17 protein-coding genes and 1 riboswitch are annotated in these 15423 nt (G+C 63.4%); of the genes, 9 read left to right on the top strand and 8 right to left on the bottom strand.

Annotation, left to right across the window (positions count from 1 at the left end; genetic code table 11):
- Nucleotides 1-56 precede the first annotated feature (56 nt).
- From gcvPB to gcvT, 5 genes are all read right to left on the bottom strand, one after another.
- Nucleotides 57-1628 carry an aminomethyl-transferring glycine dehydrogenase subunit GcvPB gene (gene gcvPB, locus MHY87_RS05410; protein ID WP_239350174.1) on the bottom strand — a complete coding sequence of 524 codons (1572 nt, stop codon included), beginning with the start codon at nt 1626-1628 and terminating at the stop codon, nt 57-59.
- A complete protein-coding gene (gene gcvPA, locus MHY87_RS05405; protein WP_239350172.1) occupies nt 1628-2968 on the bottom strand; it encodes an aminomethyl-transferring glycine dehydrogenase subunit GcvPA in 1341 nt (446 codons plus the stop codon). Before gcvPA ends, gcvPB begins: the two co-directional genes overlap by 1 nt.
- 17 nt (nt 2969-2985) lie before the next feature.
- Complete coding sequence (locus MHY87_RS05400) at nt 2986-3462, bottom strand: OsmC family protein (RefSeq protein ID WP_239350700.1); 477 nt, start codon at nt 3460-3462, stop codon at nt 2986-2988.
- A 163-nt stretch (nt 3463-3625) separates the two neighbouring features.
- Nucleotides 3626-4000: a glycine cleavage system protein GcvH gene (gene gcvH / locus MHY87_RS05395; RefSeq protein ID WP_239350170.1), complete on the bottom strand. Its 375-nt coding sequence runs from the start codon at nt 3998-4000 to the stop codon at nt 3626-3628.
- Nucleotides 4001-4021: 21 nt separating this feature from the next.
- On the bottom strand, nt 4022-5170 hold the full coding sequence (gene gcvT, locus MHY87_RS05390) for a glycine cleavage system aminomethyltransferase GcvT (RefSeq protein WP_239350168.1): 1149 nt from the start codon (nt 5168-5170) through the stop codon (nt 4022-4024).
- A gap of 160 nt (nt 5171-5330) precedes the next feature.
- A riboswitch (glycine riboswitch) is annotated at nt 5331-5421 on the bottom strand.
- A gap of 169 nt (nt 5422-5590) precedes the next feature.
- On the opposite strand from gcvT, the gene MHY87_RS05385 reads away from it, so the two are divergent.
- Nucleotides 5591-6895 carry a hemolysin family protein gene (locus tag MHY87_RS05385; RefSeq protein WP_239350166.1) on the top strand — a complete coding sequence of 435 codons (1305 nt, stop codon included), beginning with the start codon at nt 5591-5593 and terminating at the stop codon, nt 6893-6895.
- A 15-nt stretch (nt 6896-6910) separates the two neighbouring features.
- Here MHY87_RS05385 and MHY87_RS05380 read toward each other — a convergent pair whose 3' ends face one another.
- Nucleotides 6911-7492, bottom strand: a complete 582-nt coding sequence (locus MHY87_RS05380; protein ID WP_239350164.1) for a hypothetical protein — start codon at nt 7490-7492, stop codon at nt 6911-6913.
- A gap of 29 nt (nt 7493-7521) precedes the next feature.
- A complete protein-coding gene (locus MHY87_RS05375; protein ID WP_239350162.1) occupies nt 7522-8034 on the bottom strand; it encodes an invasion associated locus B family protein in 513 nt (170 codons plus the stop codon).
- 316 nt (nt 8035-8350) lie between these two features.
- Between MHY87_RS05375 and coxB the strand changes: the two genes are divergently transcribed.
- The 8 genes from coxB (at nt 8351) to MHY87_RS05335 (ending at nt 14858) form a co-directional block, all read left to right on the top strand.
- Entirely contained in the window at nt 8351-9205 is an 855-nt protein-coding gene (gene coxB, locus MHY87_RS05370; protein WP_239350160.1) for a cytochrome c oxidase subunit II, read from the top strand.
- A 30-nt stretch (nt 9206-9235) separates the two neighbouring features.
- Nucleotides 9236-10855, top strand: a complete 1620-nt coding sequence (gene ctaD / locus MHY87_RS05365) for a cytochrome c oxidase subunit I (protein WP_239350158.1) — start codon at nt 9236-9238, stop codon at nt 10853-10855.
- Between the two features lie 142 nt (nt 10856-10997).
- The gene (locus MHY87_RS05360; RefSeq protein ID WP_239350156.1) at nt 10998-11954 is read left to right on the top strand and encodes a heme o synthase; all 957 of its coding nucleotides are present in this window, start codon (nt 10998-11000) and stop codon (nt 11952-11954) included.
- 4 nt (nt 11955-11958) lie between these two features.
- The gene (locus MHY87_RS05355) at nt 11959-12117 is read left to right on the top strand and encodes a hypothetical protein (RefSeq protein ID WP_239350154.1); all 159 of its coding nucleotides are present in this window, start codon (nt 11959-11961) and stop codon (nt 12115-12117) included.
- A gap of 7 nt (nt 12118-12124) precedes the next feature.
- A complete protein-coding gene (locus MHY87_RS05350; protein WP_239350152.1) occupies nt 12125-12715 on the top strand; it encodes a cytochrome c oxidase assembly protein in 591 nt (196 codons plus the stop codon).
- 67 nt (nt 12716-12782) lie between these two features.
- The gene (locus MHY87_RS05345; protein WP_239350150.1) at nt 12783-13640 is read left to right on the top strand and encodes a cytochrome c oxidase subunit 3; all 858 of its coding nucleotides are present in this window, start codon (nt 12783-12785) and stop codon (nt 13638-13640) included.
- A gap of 103 nt (nt 13641-13743) precedes the next feature.
- Nucleotides 13744-14115: a DUF983 domain-containing protein gene (locus tag MHY87_RS05340; RefSeq protein ID WP_239350148.1), complete on the top strand. Its 372-nt coding sequence runs from the start codon at nt 13744-13746 to the stop codon at nt 14113-14115.
- On the top strand, nt 14112-14858 hold the full coding sequence (locus tag MHY87_RS05335; protein WP_239350146.1) for an SURF1 family protein: 747 nt from the start codon (nt 14112-14114) through the stop codon (nt 14856-14858). Before MHY87_RS05340 ends, MHY87_RS05335 begins: the two co-directional genes overlap by 4 nt.
- Here MHY87_RS05335 and MHY87_RS05330 read toward each other — a convergent pair.
- Nucleotides 14846-15202 (bottom strand): hypothetical protein, encoded by a 357-nt coding sequence (locus MHY87_RS05330; RefSeq protein ID WP_239350144.1) that lies wholly within the window; start codon nt 15200-15202, stop codon nt 14846-14848. The two genes, MHY87_RS05335 and MHY87_RS05330, sit on opposite strands and share 13 nt — an antisense overlap.
- Nucleotides 15203-15423 lie beyond the last annotated feature (221 nt).

The raw sequence follows: 15423 nt of genomic DNA, 5'->3' as shown, positions 1-15423 counted from the left end.
TGATCTTCACAAAAAAATGCCCGGCACATGGCCGGGCATTTGCGTTTTCGGGAGCCTTACTCCGCCGCTTCCGCGACCGGATCCGGCTTTGTCCATTTGAGGATCGGACTGCGCGCAGCACGGGTCTCGTCGAGACGGCGGCGCGGGGCGTGGTAGGGAGCGCCGGTGAAGCGTTCCGTGTCGCCGTTCTTCGCGGCCATGGCGAGATCGCGCAGGGCCGCGACGAAGAGATCGAGGGACGACTTCGATTCGGATTCCGTCGGCTCGATCAGCATCGCGCCATGCACCACCAGCGGGAAGTACATGGTCATCGGGTGATAGCCCTCGTCGATCATGGCCTTCGCCACATCGAGCGTGGTCACGCCCGTATCCTTCAGCCACGCATCGTCGAACAGCACTTCGTGCATGCACGGCTTGTCGCCGAAGGGCAGCGACATCAGGTCGGAGAGACCGGCGCGGATGTAGTTGGCGTTGAGCACGGCGTCTTCGGAAGCCTGCTTCATACCGTCCGAACCATGCGAGAGCATGTAGGACAGCGCGCGCACATACATGCCCATCTGGCCGTGGAAAGCGGTCATGCGGCCGAAAGGCTTCTCAGCAGCGTCAGATGCCTCTTCCACCAGCTCGAAACCGTTCTTGCCCATGCGCACGAACGGAACCGGCGCGTAAGGCGCGAGGCGCTCGGAGAGCACCACCGGGCCGGAGCCCGGGCCGCCGCCGCCGTGAGGCGTCGAGAAGGTCTTGTGCAGGTTGATATGCATGGCATCGACGCCGAGATCGCCGGGACGCGCTTTACCGACGATGGCGTTGAAGTTCGCGCCGTCGCAATAGAAGTAACCGCCCGCATCGTGAACCGCCTTGGCGATCTCAACCACCTGAGGCTCGAAGAGGCCGCAGGTGTTGGGGTTCGTGAGCATGATCGCGGCCACATCGGGACCGAGACGCTCCTTCACGTCCTCCACATGCACCCAGCCGTCTTCGCGGGCCGGAACCGGCTTCACGACGAAACCGATCAAAGCTGCGGTGGCCGGGTTCGTGCCGTGCGCGGAATCGGGCACGAGCACCACGTTACGCGTCTTACCCTCGCCCTTGGCTTCGATGGCGGCCTTGATCGCCATCATGCCGCAGAGCTCGCCATGCGCGCCGGCCTTCGGCGACAGCGAAACCGCCTTCGTGCCGGTGAGCGTCATGAGGTAATGCGCCAGCTCGTTCATCAACTCGAGCGCGCCCTGTACCGTGGAAACCGGCTGCAGCGGATGCACGTCCGAGAAGCCCGGCAGGCGCGCCATGCGCTCGTTGAGACGCGCATTGTGCTTCATGGTGCAGGAACCGAGCGGGAAGAGGCCCGTATCGATGCCGTAATTCTGCTGAGACAGGCGCACGAAATGGCGCATGGTCTCGGGCTCGGAGAGCCCCGGAAGGCCGATGGCCTCCTTGCGCTCCAGGCCGCCGAGGCGCGGCGTGAAAGCCTCCGGCTCGTCGATATCGACGCCGGTCGTATCATAGCGGCCGATCTCGAAGAGCAGCGGCTCGACCTGCGCCAGCGCCTTGTTGCCGGTGAAGGTCGGATGCGCGTTACTGGTGCCGGCCTGACCGGCGGAAGAGGGACGTCCCTGGCGGTTCAACATCACAGAACCTCCTTCAAGGCGGCACAGAAGGCCGCGCGATCATCATCGGTGTTCACTTCGGTGGAAGCCACGAGCAGCAGGTTGTCGAGGCCGGCACCCGGCAGCAGGCGCGACACGGGCACGCCCGCAAGCACGCCCTTTTTGGCGAGTGCTTCAACCACTTCAGCCGCAGGCTTTGCGAGCTTCACGGTGAACTCGTTGAAGAAGGTCTTGTTCAGAACCTCGACGCCCTTCACGTTGCTGAGCTGGTCAGCGAGCTTGATCGCGTTCGCATGGTTCACGCGCGCAAGACGCTTGAGGCCCGTTTCACCGAGCAGCGTCATGTGAATGGTGAAGGCCAGCGCGCAGAGGCCCGAATTGGTGCAGATATTCGAGGTCGCCTTGTCGCGGCGGATATGCTGCTCGCGCGTGGAGAGGGTCAGCACGAAACCGCGATTGCCGTCCGCGTCCACCGTCTCGCCGCAGAGGCGGCCCGGCATCTGGCGGATGTACTTCGACTGCGCGGCGAAGAGGCCCACATAGGGTCCGCCGAAGTTGAGCGCGTTGCCGATGGACTGGCCTTCGCCGACAACGATGTCGGCGCCCTGGCTGCCAGGAGAGGCAACGAGACCGAGCGAGACGACTTCGGTGAACACGGCGATCAGCAGCGCGCCATGCTTGTGCGCCTTCTCGGCAATCGGCTTGAGGTCGCGCACGTTGCCGAACACGTCCGGCGACTGCACGACGACGCAGGAGGTGGTGTCGTCGATCTGCGAGAGAATGTCTTCGCTGCCGGCAACATCCGGCTTCATGGTGACGACCTGGTCGCTCGCCATGTCGGAGAGCGTGCGCACCACTTCGGCGTAATGCGGATGCAGGCCACCCGAGAGAACGGCCTTGCGGCGCTTGGTGACGCGGTGCGCCATGAGCACCGCTTCGCCTGTGCCGGTGGAGCCGTCATACATGGAGGCGTTCGCCACTTCCATGCCGGTGAGCGCCGCCACCTGCGTCTGGAACTCGAAGAGATATTGCAGCGTGCCTTGAGCGATCTCAGGCTGATACGGCGTGTAGCTCGTCAGGAATTCGGAACGCTGGATCAGGTGATCGACGGTCGCCGGCACATGGTGCTTGTAGGCGCCCGCGCCCACGAAGAACGGCACGGACGAGGCCGGAACGTTCTTGGAGGACATGCGGGAGAGGATGCGCTCCACCTCCAGCTCGCCCTTGCGGCGCGGCAGATCGACGGGTGCTTTCAGAAGCAGGTTCTTCGGCACGTCGGCGAACAGCTCGTCGACATTCTTGACGCCGATGCGCGCGAGCATCTCGCTGCGATCGGTATCGGAAAGAGGCAGATAACGCATCGGTTGAAAACCTTGGGTTAGTGCGAGGGAATGCCCTTCACCACGATCTCCGTAAGAACGGAATTCGCGATGAAGCATTCTTTGTGAGCGAGGTGGTGCATGTCGGCGATCTGCTCGGGCGTCGGCATCTTGTCGCCAGAGAACTCGATCACCGGATCGAGCGTGACTTTCGAGACGAAGAGCTTGCCGTTCTCGTTCGGCGTCATGACACCGACGGCCATGTCTTCATAGAGATCGATGACGAAGCGCTTCTTGGCGGCAATGCCGAGAAAGGTGAGCATGTGACAGCTGGAGATCGCCGCCACGAAGGCCTCCTCCGGATCTACGGCATCTTCGCGCGAGAGCGGCAACGGCACGACGGAGGGCGATGCCGATCCAGGCACCGTGATGCCGCCGTCGAACGACCAGCGATGGCCACGGCTGTATTTGTTGTCGGAGAAGGCCTCGCCCTCCCCGCGTTTCCAAACCACAGTGGCCGTGTATTCGTGTGCCATTGCCATGCCTAACTTTTCGTTCTCGACCGAGCCTCACCCTGAGGAGCCCGCGCAGTGGGCGTCTCGAAGGGCGAGGCGTCTCCAGTGAACTCTCGAACCTCCTTCGAGACGGCGCTTACGCGCCTCCTCAGGATGAGGACAGAGATTAGTTGGACGCTCTCGATTACGAAATCGACTTCACGAAAGCCTGGTACTGCTCTTCGGTCATGAGACCGTCGAGCTCGCTCGGGTTCGTGAGGCGCAGCTTCAGGAACCAGCCGCGACCGGCGGCATCTTCGTTGACGGTGCCGGGGGTGGCTTCGAGATCGCTGTTGACCTCGACGACTTCGCCGGAAACCGGAGCGTAGACTTCGCTTGCGGCCTTCACGCTCTCGACGACAGCGGCTTCATCGCCCTTCGAGAGATTCTTGCCGACGCTCGGCAGCTCCACGAACACGACGTCGCCGAGCTGAGCCTGAGCATAGTCGGAAATGCCGACGATGCCTGCATCGCCTTCGACGCGGATGTATTCGTGATCCTTGGTGTAACGCGTGGTCATGGTTTTTAACTCCCCCTGGGATTAGCGCTTGTAACGATGCGGAGCGAACGGCATGGCGGCGACCTTTGCAGGCAGCGGCTTGCCGCGAACGATGAGATGAAGATCGGTGCCGATAGCGGATGCGTCCTTCGACACATAACCCATGGCAACCGGGCCGTTGACGGTGGGACCGAAGCCGCCGGAGGTGACGATGCCGACCTCGCGCCCGTCGGGCGTGGTGATCACGCTGCCTTCACGGGCAGGCGCGCGGCCTTCCGGCTGAATGCCGACGCGCACGCGGGCGGCACCTTCCTTGATCTCGCGCTGAACGCGCGCAGCACCGGGGAAGCCCCCCTCCTCGCGGCGGCGCTTCTGGATCGACCAGATGAGGCCAGCCTCGATGGGCGAGGTCGTGGTGTCGATGTCGTGGCCGTAGAGGCACAGGCCCGCTTCGAGACGAAGCGAGTCGCGCGCGCCGAGGCCGATGGCTTTCACTTCCGGATTCTCGAGCAGCTTGTTCCAGAGCTTTGCCGCATCTTCCGCCTTGCAGGAAATCTCATAGCCGTCCTCGCCCGTGTAGCCGGAGCGGGAGACGTGGCACCACATGCCGTCGATCTGCACATCGGCGGACATCATGAAGGGCAGATCCTTGGTCTCGGGCGCGAGCTTTGCGAGAACGCCTTCGGCGGACGGGCCCTGCAGCGCCATGAGCGCGAGGCCGTCCTTACGGTTGAGCGTAACGCCCTTCGGCAGGCGCGCCTGGATATGCGCGTAGTCCTGCTCCTTCATGGAAGCGTTGACGACGAGATAAAGCCAGCCCTCATGACCGGGAGCGCCGACGCGAGTGACCATCAGGTCGTCGAGAATGCCGCCATCGTCCGCAAGCAGCTGCGAATAGCGCTGCTGGTTCGGCTTCAGGTTCAGCACATCGGCGGGGATCAGCGTCTCGAGAGCCTTGGCCACGGTCTCGTGGTTCTTGTCATCGGTGACGAGGAAGGCCTGGCCCATATGCGAGACGTCGAACAGGCCCGCATGCTCGCGGGTCCAGTTGTGCTCGGTCATGATGCCGGTGGGGTACTGTACCGGCATGTCGAAGCCGGCAAACGGCACCATGCGGGCGCCAAGCGCCACATGCTCGGCATGAAGCGGCGTTTTCAGAAGCGGCTGATCGCTGTTCGCAGGCCCGGCCATCGTGTTCCCTCAAAGGTGCGCGTTTCATCGAGCCTTGCGGCCCGTTGCTCTGCGCCCCCTCTGTCACGAGACCTGAGAGATTTCCCTAAACCGCTTACGCGGCAGGTTACGCCCGTCGGTGGGCGAGGCTTCTTCAAGCATCGCCGCTTTCCAGAGTGCCAGCTCCCGCGCGGTCCTTTGGCCTGAGCGTTTCCGGGGCGGTTGCGCCTTCGGCGCCGGGCTCTTGGCCCGGTCTCTTCCGCGGGGATCATCGGCTGACTTAAGCTCTGAAGAGGAATTGCGATCCTGTCAACAAAGCAGGGTGCCGCAATCATTATCTCCCCGCCTTAATTGACGGCAGGGCTTCAACCCCCCATGTTAGGCCATCATTCACAGAAGGGGGAAAGCGCGGCCTGATCCGGTCGGCAGCTCCTGACATCGTTGCTCGAACTGATCATCGCTATCGCTCTCGTCGCCCTGAACGGCGTTTTCGCGCTTTCAGAACTCGCTATCGTGTCCGCTCGAAGGCCTCGGCTCAAAGCCATGGCCGAACAGGGACGTTCCGGAGCCAATACAGCCCTGACCCTCATGGAAGATTCGGGGCGCTTCCTCTCCACCGTTCAGATCGGCATCACCCTCGTGGGCATCCTGGCCGGCGCCTTCTCGGGCGCGGCCCTCGGCGACCGCCTGTCGCAGATCCTCATGGATCAGGGCATGCCGGAAGGTGCCGCGGAACCGCTCGGCTTCGGCATCGTCATCAGCATCATCACCTATCTCTCCATCGTGATCGGCGAGCTGGTGCCTAAGCAGCTCGCCCTGCGTCACCCGGAAGGCATCGCCTGCACGATGGCCCCGCTCATGCTGGTGCTCTCGAAGGTCGCCGCCCCCGCCGTTTGGCTTCTCAACGCCTCCACGGGCATGATCTTCAAGCTGCTCGGCACGTCCTCGGACGACAGCTCGACGGTGACCGAAGAGGAGATCAAGCACCTCGTCGGCGAGGCCGAGAGTGCCGGCGTGATCGAAGAGCAGGAGCGTCGCATGATCTCGGGCGTCCTGCGCCTCGGCGACCGGACGGTGCGCGGCCTCATGACCCCGCGCACGGACGTGGACTGGATCGATCTCGACGATGACGAGGAATCGATCCGCGCGCTCCTGATGGAAACGCCTCACTCGCGCCTGCCGGTCAGTGAGGGCTCGCCCGACAACGTCATCGGCGTCGTGCAGTCGCGTGCGCTTCTGGCCTCCCTGCTCTCGGGCCAGCCCCTCGACATCCGCGCGCAGATCCAGACCGCGCCGGTCATTCCGGACACGCTGTATGCCCTGGACGCGCTAGCGATCCTGCGTGACTCGGAAGTCCCGATGGCGCTCGTCCATGACGAGTACGGGCATTTCGAAGGCGTCGTGACCCCGGCGGATGCGCTGGAGGCCATCGTCGGCGCCTTCCGCTCCGACGGCGAGGCGCCGGAACCCGACGCCGTGCGCCGCGAGGACGGCTCTTGGCTGCTCGCGGGCTCCATGCCCGTCGATGAGATGGCGGATGTTCTGGGCATCACCCTGCCCGAGGCCCGCAGCTATCATACGGTCGGCGGGCTGGTGATCAGTGAGTTGCAGCGCCTGCCCAGCACGGGCGAGTTCGTCGACGTGCTGGGATGGCGTTTGGAGGTGATCGACCTGGACGAGCGCCGGATCGACAAGGTACTCGCCATGCCCCTGAGCCAGAGAGCGGGCTCAGCCGCCCTCTCCTAAGAGCCTGGCGGCTGCTTAACCGCGGCGACCCTGGCGGCCGCCGAGGCCCACTTCGATCTCGAACTCATTGGCCTGGGAGGCAGGCACCAGGATGCCCTCCTCGACCACGGTGACGCTGGCCTGCGTGCCGCCGGCCGGGATGGCCGCAACGCCTGTGCGGCTGCGGGTGGCGATCACGCCCGAGCGGCCCTTCACCACGACCTGGACCGGGACGTTGTAGCGGCCTGCTCCTCCACCGGCGCCCAGGAGCGCGCGGGCCTCGACGCCCACCTTCACGAGGGTGGAGCCGTCGGGCTGGCCCGCGCATTCGCGGGCGAGGTTGCTGATCGCGATCTGGCTGCGCAGGGCTGACGCGTCGCCGGTGCGGCCGCCGGCATAGGCCTGAATGGCGGAGCCGCCCTCGAAGACCGTCACGGGCGGGCAATACACATCCGCCGTGGGCGTGGTCTGGACCGGCGCGAGCGTGGCGCCGCCCGTCATCAGCATCTCGCCGATGCCCATGCCGCCGCTCTCGCCGGGAGACGCGCATCCCGCCAGAACAAGGACGCCCAGAACGGACAGCGCCGCTCCCGCCTTCGCACTCAAACCCTTAGCCATCGGATCCCCCAGCTTGTTTCTTGCTATCTTTATGGAAGCGCATCGAACCCGGTCGCGAATCCGTTCAGCGAGACGGGAATGCCGATGCCCTCCTCGGGCGTCTGGAACACGATGAAGGTGGCAGCTTGCCCCGTCTTCATCTGGTTGATGAGATTATCTTCCATGACAACCTCGGCAACGCAACCCGTGGCCAGGCAGCGCACGAATCCGGCCCGGCCGATATCCGTCTGGTCGATCTTCAGGCCAAGGCCGGACGGCAGGAGGATACCAAGGGGAGCAACCACGCGAAGCAGCCGGCTTTTGGCATCGGCGGTTTTCAACACAATAATCACCAGCGTGACGTTGGGGCGGTCCTCCGCCACCACGTTCTGGACGAGAGCGCATTGTTCGGCCGTGGCACCCGCAGGGGTTTCGCAGCGCATTTGCCAGTCGCCATAGGTGTTCTTCACCATGCCCTGAGCACCGGCGCCGCCCGCGGCCGCCAGAGCCGACAATCCCAGGAATGCAGCCGCCCCATAGCGGATCCAATGTGACACGCCCATCGGCCTCTCCTTCTTGAGCCCCTTTAACAAGGGCAGCGGCTTGAGCCGCTCCGATCCAAATCTTTGGCCGTTGGGACCATGCCAGGGGCCACGATGTCAAGCGAGAGCCGGATAAGTGGGGATCACAAACGGGTTTGGCGGTTATGACGCATAAATTGCGATCAGAGAACCGTTGCGCTTCGGCGCGTCCTGTGGTCTTTGGCACAAATCTAAAGTGACGGCGCAAGCTGGGCGCCGATTTTCGCACGCCCACGCTGTCCCTTTATGCTTTCGTGGCCATCCGGCCACCGTATCTTTTAGGAGCTTTGGAACGCCGATGCGGATCGAGAATGCACGTCGATCGGTGACCGCCCTCTCCACGGCAGCGGTCGCACTTGTGTTGGGCATAAGTGAGGCATGGGCCGCCGCAGGCCGCCCTTCCCCTTGGGAAACCGGCATGCAGGAGATGGTGACCGAGTTGGGACAGAGCGTCTCCGACTTCCACACCTACCTGCTTTGGCTGATCACCGGAATCTGCCTTTTCGTGCTGGCGCTGCTCCTGGTGATCATCGCCCGCTTCAATGAGCGGAAGAATCCGGTTCCGTCCAGGACCACCCACCACACCCTGCTCGAGGTCGCATGGACCATCGTTCCGGTGCTGATCCTTGTGGCGATCGCCATCCCCTCGTTCCGCCTCCTGCGCCAGCAGCTCGTTCCGCCGCAGGCCGACGTGGTGATCAAGGCCACCGGCTATTCCTGGTACTGGGGCTACGAGTACCCGGCCGATCAGGGCGGCTTCAAGTTCGACTCGAACATGATCACCGACCAGGCTGCCCTGAAGCCCGACCAGCCGCGCCTGCTCGGCGCCGACAACGCTATGGTCGTGCCGGTCGGCAAGGTCGTTCGCGTCCAGGTCACCTCGGCCGACGTGATCCACGCCTTCGCGCTTCCGTCCTTCTACATCAAGGTCGATGCCATTCCCGGACGCCTGAACGAAACCTGGTTCAAGGCCGAGAAGGAAGGCGTTTATTACGGTCAGTGCTCGGAGCTTTGCGGCAACGGTCACCCCTATATGCCGATCGAGATCCGCGTCGTGAGCGAGCAGCAATATGCCGCCTGGCTTGCCGAGTCGAAGCAGAAGTATGCTTCGACGGACAACACGGCTCCGCTCAAGTTCGCGAACGCTCAGTAATTTAAAAACAAGGACCATAGAGGTCGCATCATGGCACATGCAGCTGATGCCGCTCACGCGGATCACCACGATCATCTTCCAGGCTTCTGGCGCCGCTGGTTCTATTCCACGAACCACAAGGATATCGGCACTCTCTACCTTCTCTTCGGCTTCACGGCCGGCATCGTCGGCGGCATTCTGTCGATCGCCATGCGCATGGAGCTCCAGGAGCCCGGCCTGCAGTTCTTCTCCAATCCGCAGACGTTCAACGTCTTCGTGACGGGCCACGGCCTCATCATGGTGTTCTTCATGGTGATGCCCACCCTTATCGGCGGCTTCGGCAACTGGTTCATCCCGATCATGATCGGCGCACCGGACATGGCCTTCCCGCGGATGAACAACATCTCGTTCTGGCTCACCGTTTCCGCCTTCGCCCTGATGCTCTGCTCGCTCTTCGTCGAAGGCGCTCCAGGCTCGCTCGGCTTCGGCGGCGGCTGGACCGTCTATCCCCCGCTCTCGACCGCCGGACACCCGGGCCCTGCTCTCGACTTCGGCATCCTGGCCCTGCACCTTGCCGGTGCGGCCTCGATCCTGGGCGCGATCAACTTCATCACCACGATCCTCAACATGCGCGCCCCGGGCATGACGCTGCACAAGATGCCGCTGTTCGCCTGGGCCATGCTGGTGACCGCGTTCCTGCTGCTCCTGTCGCTGCCGGTTCTCGCCGGCGCCATCACGATGCTGCTGACGGACCGCAACTTCGGCACCACCTTCTTCGATCCGTCGGGCGGTGGCGATCCGGTGCTCTACCAGCACCTGTTCTGGTTCTTCGGTCACCCCGAAGTGTACATCATGATCCTGCCGGCCTTCGGCATCGTGTCGCACATCATCTCCACCTTCTCGAAGAAGCCGATCTTCGGCTATCTCGGCATGGCCTACGCCATGGTGGCGATCGGCGTCGTCGGCTTCGTCGTGTGGGCGCACCACATGTACACGGTCGGCCTCTCGCTGCAGACGCAGGCTTACTTCGTGTTCGCCACGATGGTGATCGCGGTTCCCACCGGCGTGAAGATCTTCTCGTGGATCGCCACCATGTGGGGCGGCTCCATCCGCTTCACGGCGGCCATGCAGTGGGCCATCGGCTTCGTGTTCCTGTTCACGGTCGGCGGCGTCACCGGCGTCGTGCTCGCGAACGCTCCCATCGACCGCTACATGCACGACACCTATTACGTGGTGGCTCACTTCCACTACGTGCTGTCGCTCGGCGCCGTGTTCGTGATCTTCGCCGGTATCTACTACTGGTTCCCGAAGATCACCGGCTACATCCTGCCGGAATGGATCGGCAAGGTGCACTTCTGGATCGCCTTCATCGGCGCCAACGTGCTGTTCTTCCCGATGCACTTCCTCGGCCTGTCCGGCATGCCGCGCCGCTACGCGGATTATCCGGACGCCTTCGCGGGCTGGAACCTCGTCTCCTCGATCGGTTCCTACATCTTCGGCGCAGGCATCCTCTTCTTCGTGTTCGGCGTGATCTACGCGCTGGTCCGCAAGGAGAAGGCCGGAGACAATCCGTGGGGTGAAGGTGCGACGACGCTGGAATGGACCCTGTCCTCCCCGCCTCCGTTCCACCAGTTCGAGACCCTGCCCCGCATCGTGGATACGGGCCACTAAAGCACTTGAGCCGGGCGGCCATAGCCGCCCGTGCTCCTCCCCCGAGGGCTTCGGCAGAAGAAGCCTTCCGGCGAGGAGCTGACATCGAGAGGCGCCTTTATTTAAGCCTCAACCCTTTCAGCATTTCGGAAGATTATTTGGTATGAACACCCTGTCGAACAGTTTGACTAAGGCCCAGAACGAGAGCATCGCCAGCAATGGCCTCTCGCAGGGTGACGTGTCCGACTTCTTCGCTCTTCTAAAACCCCGGGTGATGTTCCTCGTCGTTTTCACGGCGCTCGTCGGCATGGTCGTCAGCCACCCGGACGTGAATCCTCTTCTGGCTTTCGTCTCCTTGCTGATGATCGCCGTCGGTGGCGGCGCTTCGGGCTGCCTGAACATGTGGTGGGACGCGGACATCGACGCGATCATGACCCGCACCCGCAAGCGCCCGATCCCGGCCGGCAAGATCCAGCCCAACGAGGCCCTGGCCTTCGGCCTGACCCTCTCCGCGGGCTCGGTGCTGATCCTGGGCCTTGCCAGCAACTGGCTGGCGGCGGGCCTCTTGGCCTTCACCATCTTCTTCTACGTCGTCATCTATTCCATGTGGCTGAAGCGTTCGACGCCGCAGAACATCGTGATCGGCGGCGCTGCGGGCGCCCTGCCCCCGATCGTGGCACAGGCAGCCGTGACCGGCTCCGTGGCATGGGACAGCGTCATCCTCTTCGCCATCATCTTCATGTGGACGCCGCCCCATTTCTGGGCGCTGGCCCTGGTGAAGTCGGGCGATTACGAGCGCGCGGGCGTCCCCATGATGCCGAATGTCGCCGGTCCGGATTCCACCCGCTTCCAGATCCTCGCCTACACGGTGCTGCTCGCTCCGCTTGGCATGGCGCCGGTGTTCTTCGGCTTCGGCGGTCTCGCCTATGCTATCATCTCGCTCATCGGCGGCCTCGGCATGCTGGCGCTCGCGGTTCAGGTCTATCGCCTTCGCGAAGGCGAACCTGCCATGCGCGTGGCCCAGCAGCTCTTCGGCTTCTCGATCCTCTACCTGTTCCTGCTGTTCGCCACGCTTCTCGCGGAGCACGGCTTCGGCTTCTTCCAGCCGGTCATGGGGTAAAGCGATGACGGACCGCAATTCCTATCGCCTCACTCCCGAGGAAGAGCAGCGCCGCAAGCGCCGCTCCCGCGCTTTGGGCCTGACGCTCGGCATTCTCTGCCTCCTGCTGTTCGCAATCACGATTGCGAAGCTTGGACCCCAGGTCCTGAATCGTCCGTTGTGAGATCAGAATGACCGAAGCACCGCATAACCAGCGCAAGATGCACCGTACCGCATGGGCCTGCCTCGGCGTGGTCGTGGGCATGGTCGGCCTCGCCTACGCTTCGGTGCCGCTCTACGATCTCTTCTGCAAGGTGACGGGCTTCGACGGCACGCCGATTGCCCGCGACAGCAACACTTCGGATGTCATGGACCGCACCATTGCCGTGCGCTTCGACGCCAACGTGGCGCCCGGCCTGAGCTGGCGCTTCTCGCCGGAAAAGCCCGAAGTTACGGTAAAGCTCGGCGAGACCACGACGGTCTATTACAAGGTCACCAACACGGGCACCAAGCCCGCCACCGGCATTGCGACCTACAACGTCCAGCCGGACCTTGCGGGCACCTATTTCTCGAAGCTCGAATGCTTCTGCTTCACGGAGCAGACCCTGAAACCGGGAGAAACCCTGGAATCGGCGGTCGTGTTCTATATCGATCCGCGCCTCGTGCAGGATTCCGACGTGAAGGATCTCTCTTCCATCACGCTCTCCTACACTTACTTCCCGTCCAAGGGCGGGCAGCCGGTGGCGGAGGCGACCTCTTCAACCCAACCCACCGTTCAATAAGGAACGTGACAAGCTGGGCAGAAACGTCCTAAAGCGAAGTCACAATCGAGGCACGGAGACGACTAAAATGGCCGAGGCTCACGCCAAGAACCACGATTACCACATTCTTGAACCGAGCCCGTGGCCGTTGATCGGTGCGGTCAGCGCCTTCCTGATGGCAGCCGGGTTCGTGACCTGGTGGAAGGGCATCGCCTTCGGCAGCATGCACCTGGGCCCCTACATCTTCGGCGCGGGCATCATCGGCGTGCTTTACACCATGATCGCATGGTGGAGCGACGTGGTGCGCGAGGCCAATACGGGCTCCCATACCCGCGTGGTTCAGCTGCATCACCGCTACGGCATGCTGATGTTCATCGCTTCCGAAGTGATGTTCTTCGCAGCCTGGTTCTGGGCTTACTTCGATGCCGCTCTCTATGCCGGCGACCCGCAGCTCTACTCGCGCGTCGAGGCGCTCGGCGGCGTGTGGCCCCCGAAGGGCATCGAGACCTTCGATCCCTGGCACCTGCCCCTGCTCAACACCCTGATCCTGCTGACCTCCGGCACCACGGTCACCTGGGCGCACCATGCGCTTCTGCACAATGACCGCCAGGGCCTCAAGACCGGCCTGTGGCTCACGGTTCTCCTCGGCATCGTGTTCAGCTTCGTGCAGGCCTACGAGTACAGCCATGCGGCCTTCGGCTTCAGCGGCAACATCTACGGCGCCACCTTCTTCATGGCGACGGGCTTCCACGGCGCGCACGTGATCATCGGAACGATCTTCCTGGCCGTCTGCCTGCTGCGCGCCTATCGCGGCGACTTCACGCCCAAGCAGCACCTCGGCTTCGAATTCGCCGCCTGGTACTGGCACTTCGTGGACGTGGTGTGGCTGTTCCTCTTCGCCGCCATCTACGTGTGGGGCTACGGCGGATACGCTGCCGGCCACTAAAGCCGCTCGCGAAAAGACTTTGACAAGGGCGGCTTTCGAGCCGCCTTTCGTTTTTCAGGCTCACCTTCCCATTTGAGGGACGGCTCTCACTCGGAGAAACACCGTGGCCCAAGAACAATCCGCCTCCCCGCCTGTCATCACCGGCCTCAAAGGCCTGTGCCCGCGCTGCGGGAAAGGGCACCTGTTCCAGGGCTTCCTGAAGGTGCGGCCGAAATGCGAGGTCTGCGGCCTCGATTTCGCCTTTGCGGATTCCGGCGACGGCCCGGCCTTCTTCGTCATGTCCATCGTCGGCATCGTCGTGGTCGGGCTCGCCCTCTGGGTCGAATTCACCTTCGCGCCGCCGATCTGGCTGCACTTCGTCATGTGGACGGCCTTGAGCATCGCTTTGAGCCTCGCTCTCGTGCGGCCCTCGAAAGGCGTGCTGGTCGCGCTTCAGTACCACCACAAGGCTGCGGAAGGGCGCATCCAGAAGTGACCGCCATCCCAAGCAAGAGCCGCTCGCTCATCCTGCCGGCCATCGCCTCCCTCATCGCCCTGGCGATCCTCATCGGCCTCGGCACATGGCAGCTTCAGCGCAAGGCCTGGAAGGAAAATCTGATCCAGCAGATCGAAGCCCGCGCCTATGGCGAGCCGGGCGCCCTTCTGCCCGAATCGGAATGGGCCGTCTGGCGGGCGGATCAGGACGAGTTCCGGAAGGTTCGGGTGACGGGCACCTTCCTGCACGATCTGGAGGCTCCCGTTTACGGCCTCGCGCCGGGCTCGCGCCAGGGCGCGCCGCTTCAGGGCTACTACATCATCACGCCCTTGAGGCTCGCCACGGGCCGGATCGTGATGGTCAATCGCGGCTTCGTGCCTACCGACCTGAAGAACCCGGCCACGCGCCCGCAATCCCAGCTCGACGGAGAGGTCACGGTCACTGGCCTCGTGCGGGCGCCGGAAGCGCGCACCCTATTCACGCCCAATGACGATCCGGGCAAGAACCTCTGGTTCGCCCGCAATCCTCAAGCCATCGCCCAGGCTCGTGGGATCGAAGGCGTCGCCCCCTTCCTCATCGACGCCGATGCCACGCCTAATCCGGGCGGCTGGCCGCGCGGCGGGCAGACCCAGCTGACACTCCCCAACAACCACCTGCAATATGCCGTCACCTGGTTCGGTATCGCGCTCACGCTTGTTGCCGTCTTCGTCGCCTTTGCCTGGAGACGGGTTCAGCCAAGCTGAAAGAGGAAGAAGAATCCGAAGCCGAGGATCACGAAACCGGCGCTGACGATCTTCGCCACGGACAGGTACTTCAGGAGCACCCGCGTCTCCTCGCGGCGCTCCGCCCGCTCGGCACGGGTCATCGTCTCCTGCGCCTTGATCTGCTGCGCATAGAGCGAGGTCGTCATGTCGTTGCTGGTGGCGCCGTCTTTCTCCAGCTCGATGCGTTGGGCCATCACGCCGATGATGAGGCCAATGATGCCCAAGCCCAAAAAGCCCGCGATCAGGTAGGCGCCCAGGGCGAAGCCCGCGAGCACGGCGATCAAGATGGGAAGCAGGATCCAGTCGATAACGGTCATCCGCATCGGTATGCTCCAAGAAGAGCGAAGCGACAGGCTTGCCTGTTGAGCAGGAATATATATCATTTTTCTCATGTTCACGCTGATGATGACCGCAACCCTTCTTATGACGCGCCTTGCAGGGCGTGCAGGAGAGGCTTTGCGCATCTGAAGCGTCGAGCATTTTCCCAAGCCCTGCGGAGACGAGCAGGGCTTTGCAGGTTCGGTTCGCCTCCGCCTTTTCCCAA

It is taken from the genome of Microvirga sp. ACRRW, from assembly GCF_022346925.1.
Taxonomy (GTDB): Bacteria; Pseudomonadota; Alphaproteobacteria; order Rhizobiales; family Beijerinckiaceae; genus Microvirga.
The sequence above is the reverse complement of the archived record's forward strand: the minus strand, read 5'-3'. Positions and strand labels throughout refer to the sequence as shown.

Coding starts and splice junctions, on each gene's coding strand:
- gcvPB (WP_239350174.1), bottom strand. CDS start 1,628: ATGTTGAACCGCCAGGGACGTCCCTCTTCCGCCGGTCAGGCCGGCACC.
- gcvPA (WP_239350172.1), bottom strand. CDS start 2,968: ATGCGTTATCTGCCTCTTTCCGATACCGATCGCAGCGAGATGCTCGCG.
- MHY87_RS05400 (WP_239350700.1), bottom strand. CDS start 3,462: ATGGCACACGAATACACGGCCACTGTGGTTTGGAAACGCGGGGAGGGC.
- gcvH (WP_239350170.1), bottom strand. CDS start 4,000: ATGACCACGCGTTACACCAAGGATCACGAATACATCCGCGTCGAAGGC.
- gcvT (WP_239350168.1), bottom strand. CDS start 5,170: ATGGCCGGGCCTGCGAACAGCGATCAGCCGCTTCTGAAAACGCCGCTT.
- MHY87_RS05380 (WP_239350164.1), bottom strand. CDS start 7,492: ATGGCTAAGGGTTTGAGTGCGAAGGCGGGAGCGGCGCTGTCCGTTCTG.
- MHY87_RS05375 (WP_239350162.1), bottom strand. CDS start 8,034: ATGGGCGTGTCACATTGGATCCGCTATGGGGCGGCTGCATTCCTGGGA.
- coxB (WP_239350160.1), top strand. CDS start 8,351: ATGCGGATCGAGAATGCACGTCGATCGGTGACCGCCCTCTCCACGGCA.
- ctaD (WP_239350158.1), top strand. CDS start 9,236: ATGGCACATGCAGCTGATGCCGCTCACGCGGATCACCACGATCATCTT.
- MHY87_RS05360 (WP_239350156.1), top strand. CDS start 10,998: ATGAACACCCTGTCGAACAGTTTGACTAAGGCCCAGAACGAGAGCATC.
- MHY87_RS05355 (WP_239350154.1), top strand. CDS start 11,959: ATGACGGACCGCAATTCCTATCGCCTCACTCCCGAGGAAGAGCAGCGC.
- MHY87_RS05350 (WP_239350152.1), top strand. CDS start 12,125: ATGACCGAAGCACCGCATAACCAGCGCAAGATGCACCGTACCGCATGG.
- MHY87_RS05345 (WP_239350150.1), top strand. CDS start 12,783: ATGGCCGAGGCTCACGCCAAGAACCACGATTACCACATTCTTGAACCG.
- MHY87_RS05330 (WP_239350144.1), bottom strand. CDS start 15,202: ATGCGGATGACCGTTATCGACTGGATCCTGCTTCCCATCTTGATCGCC.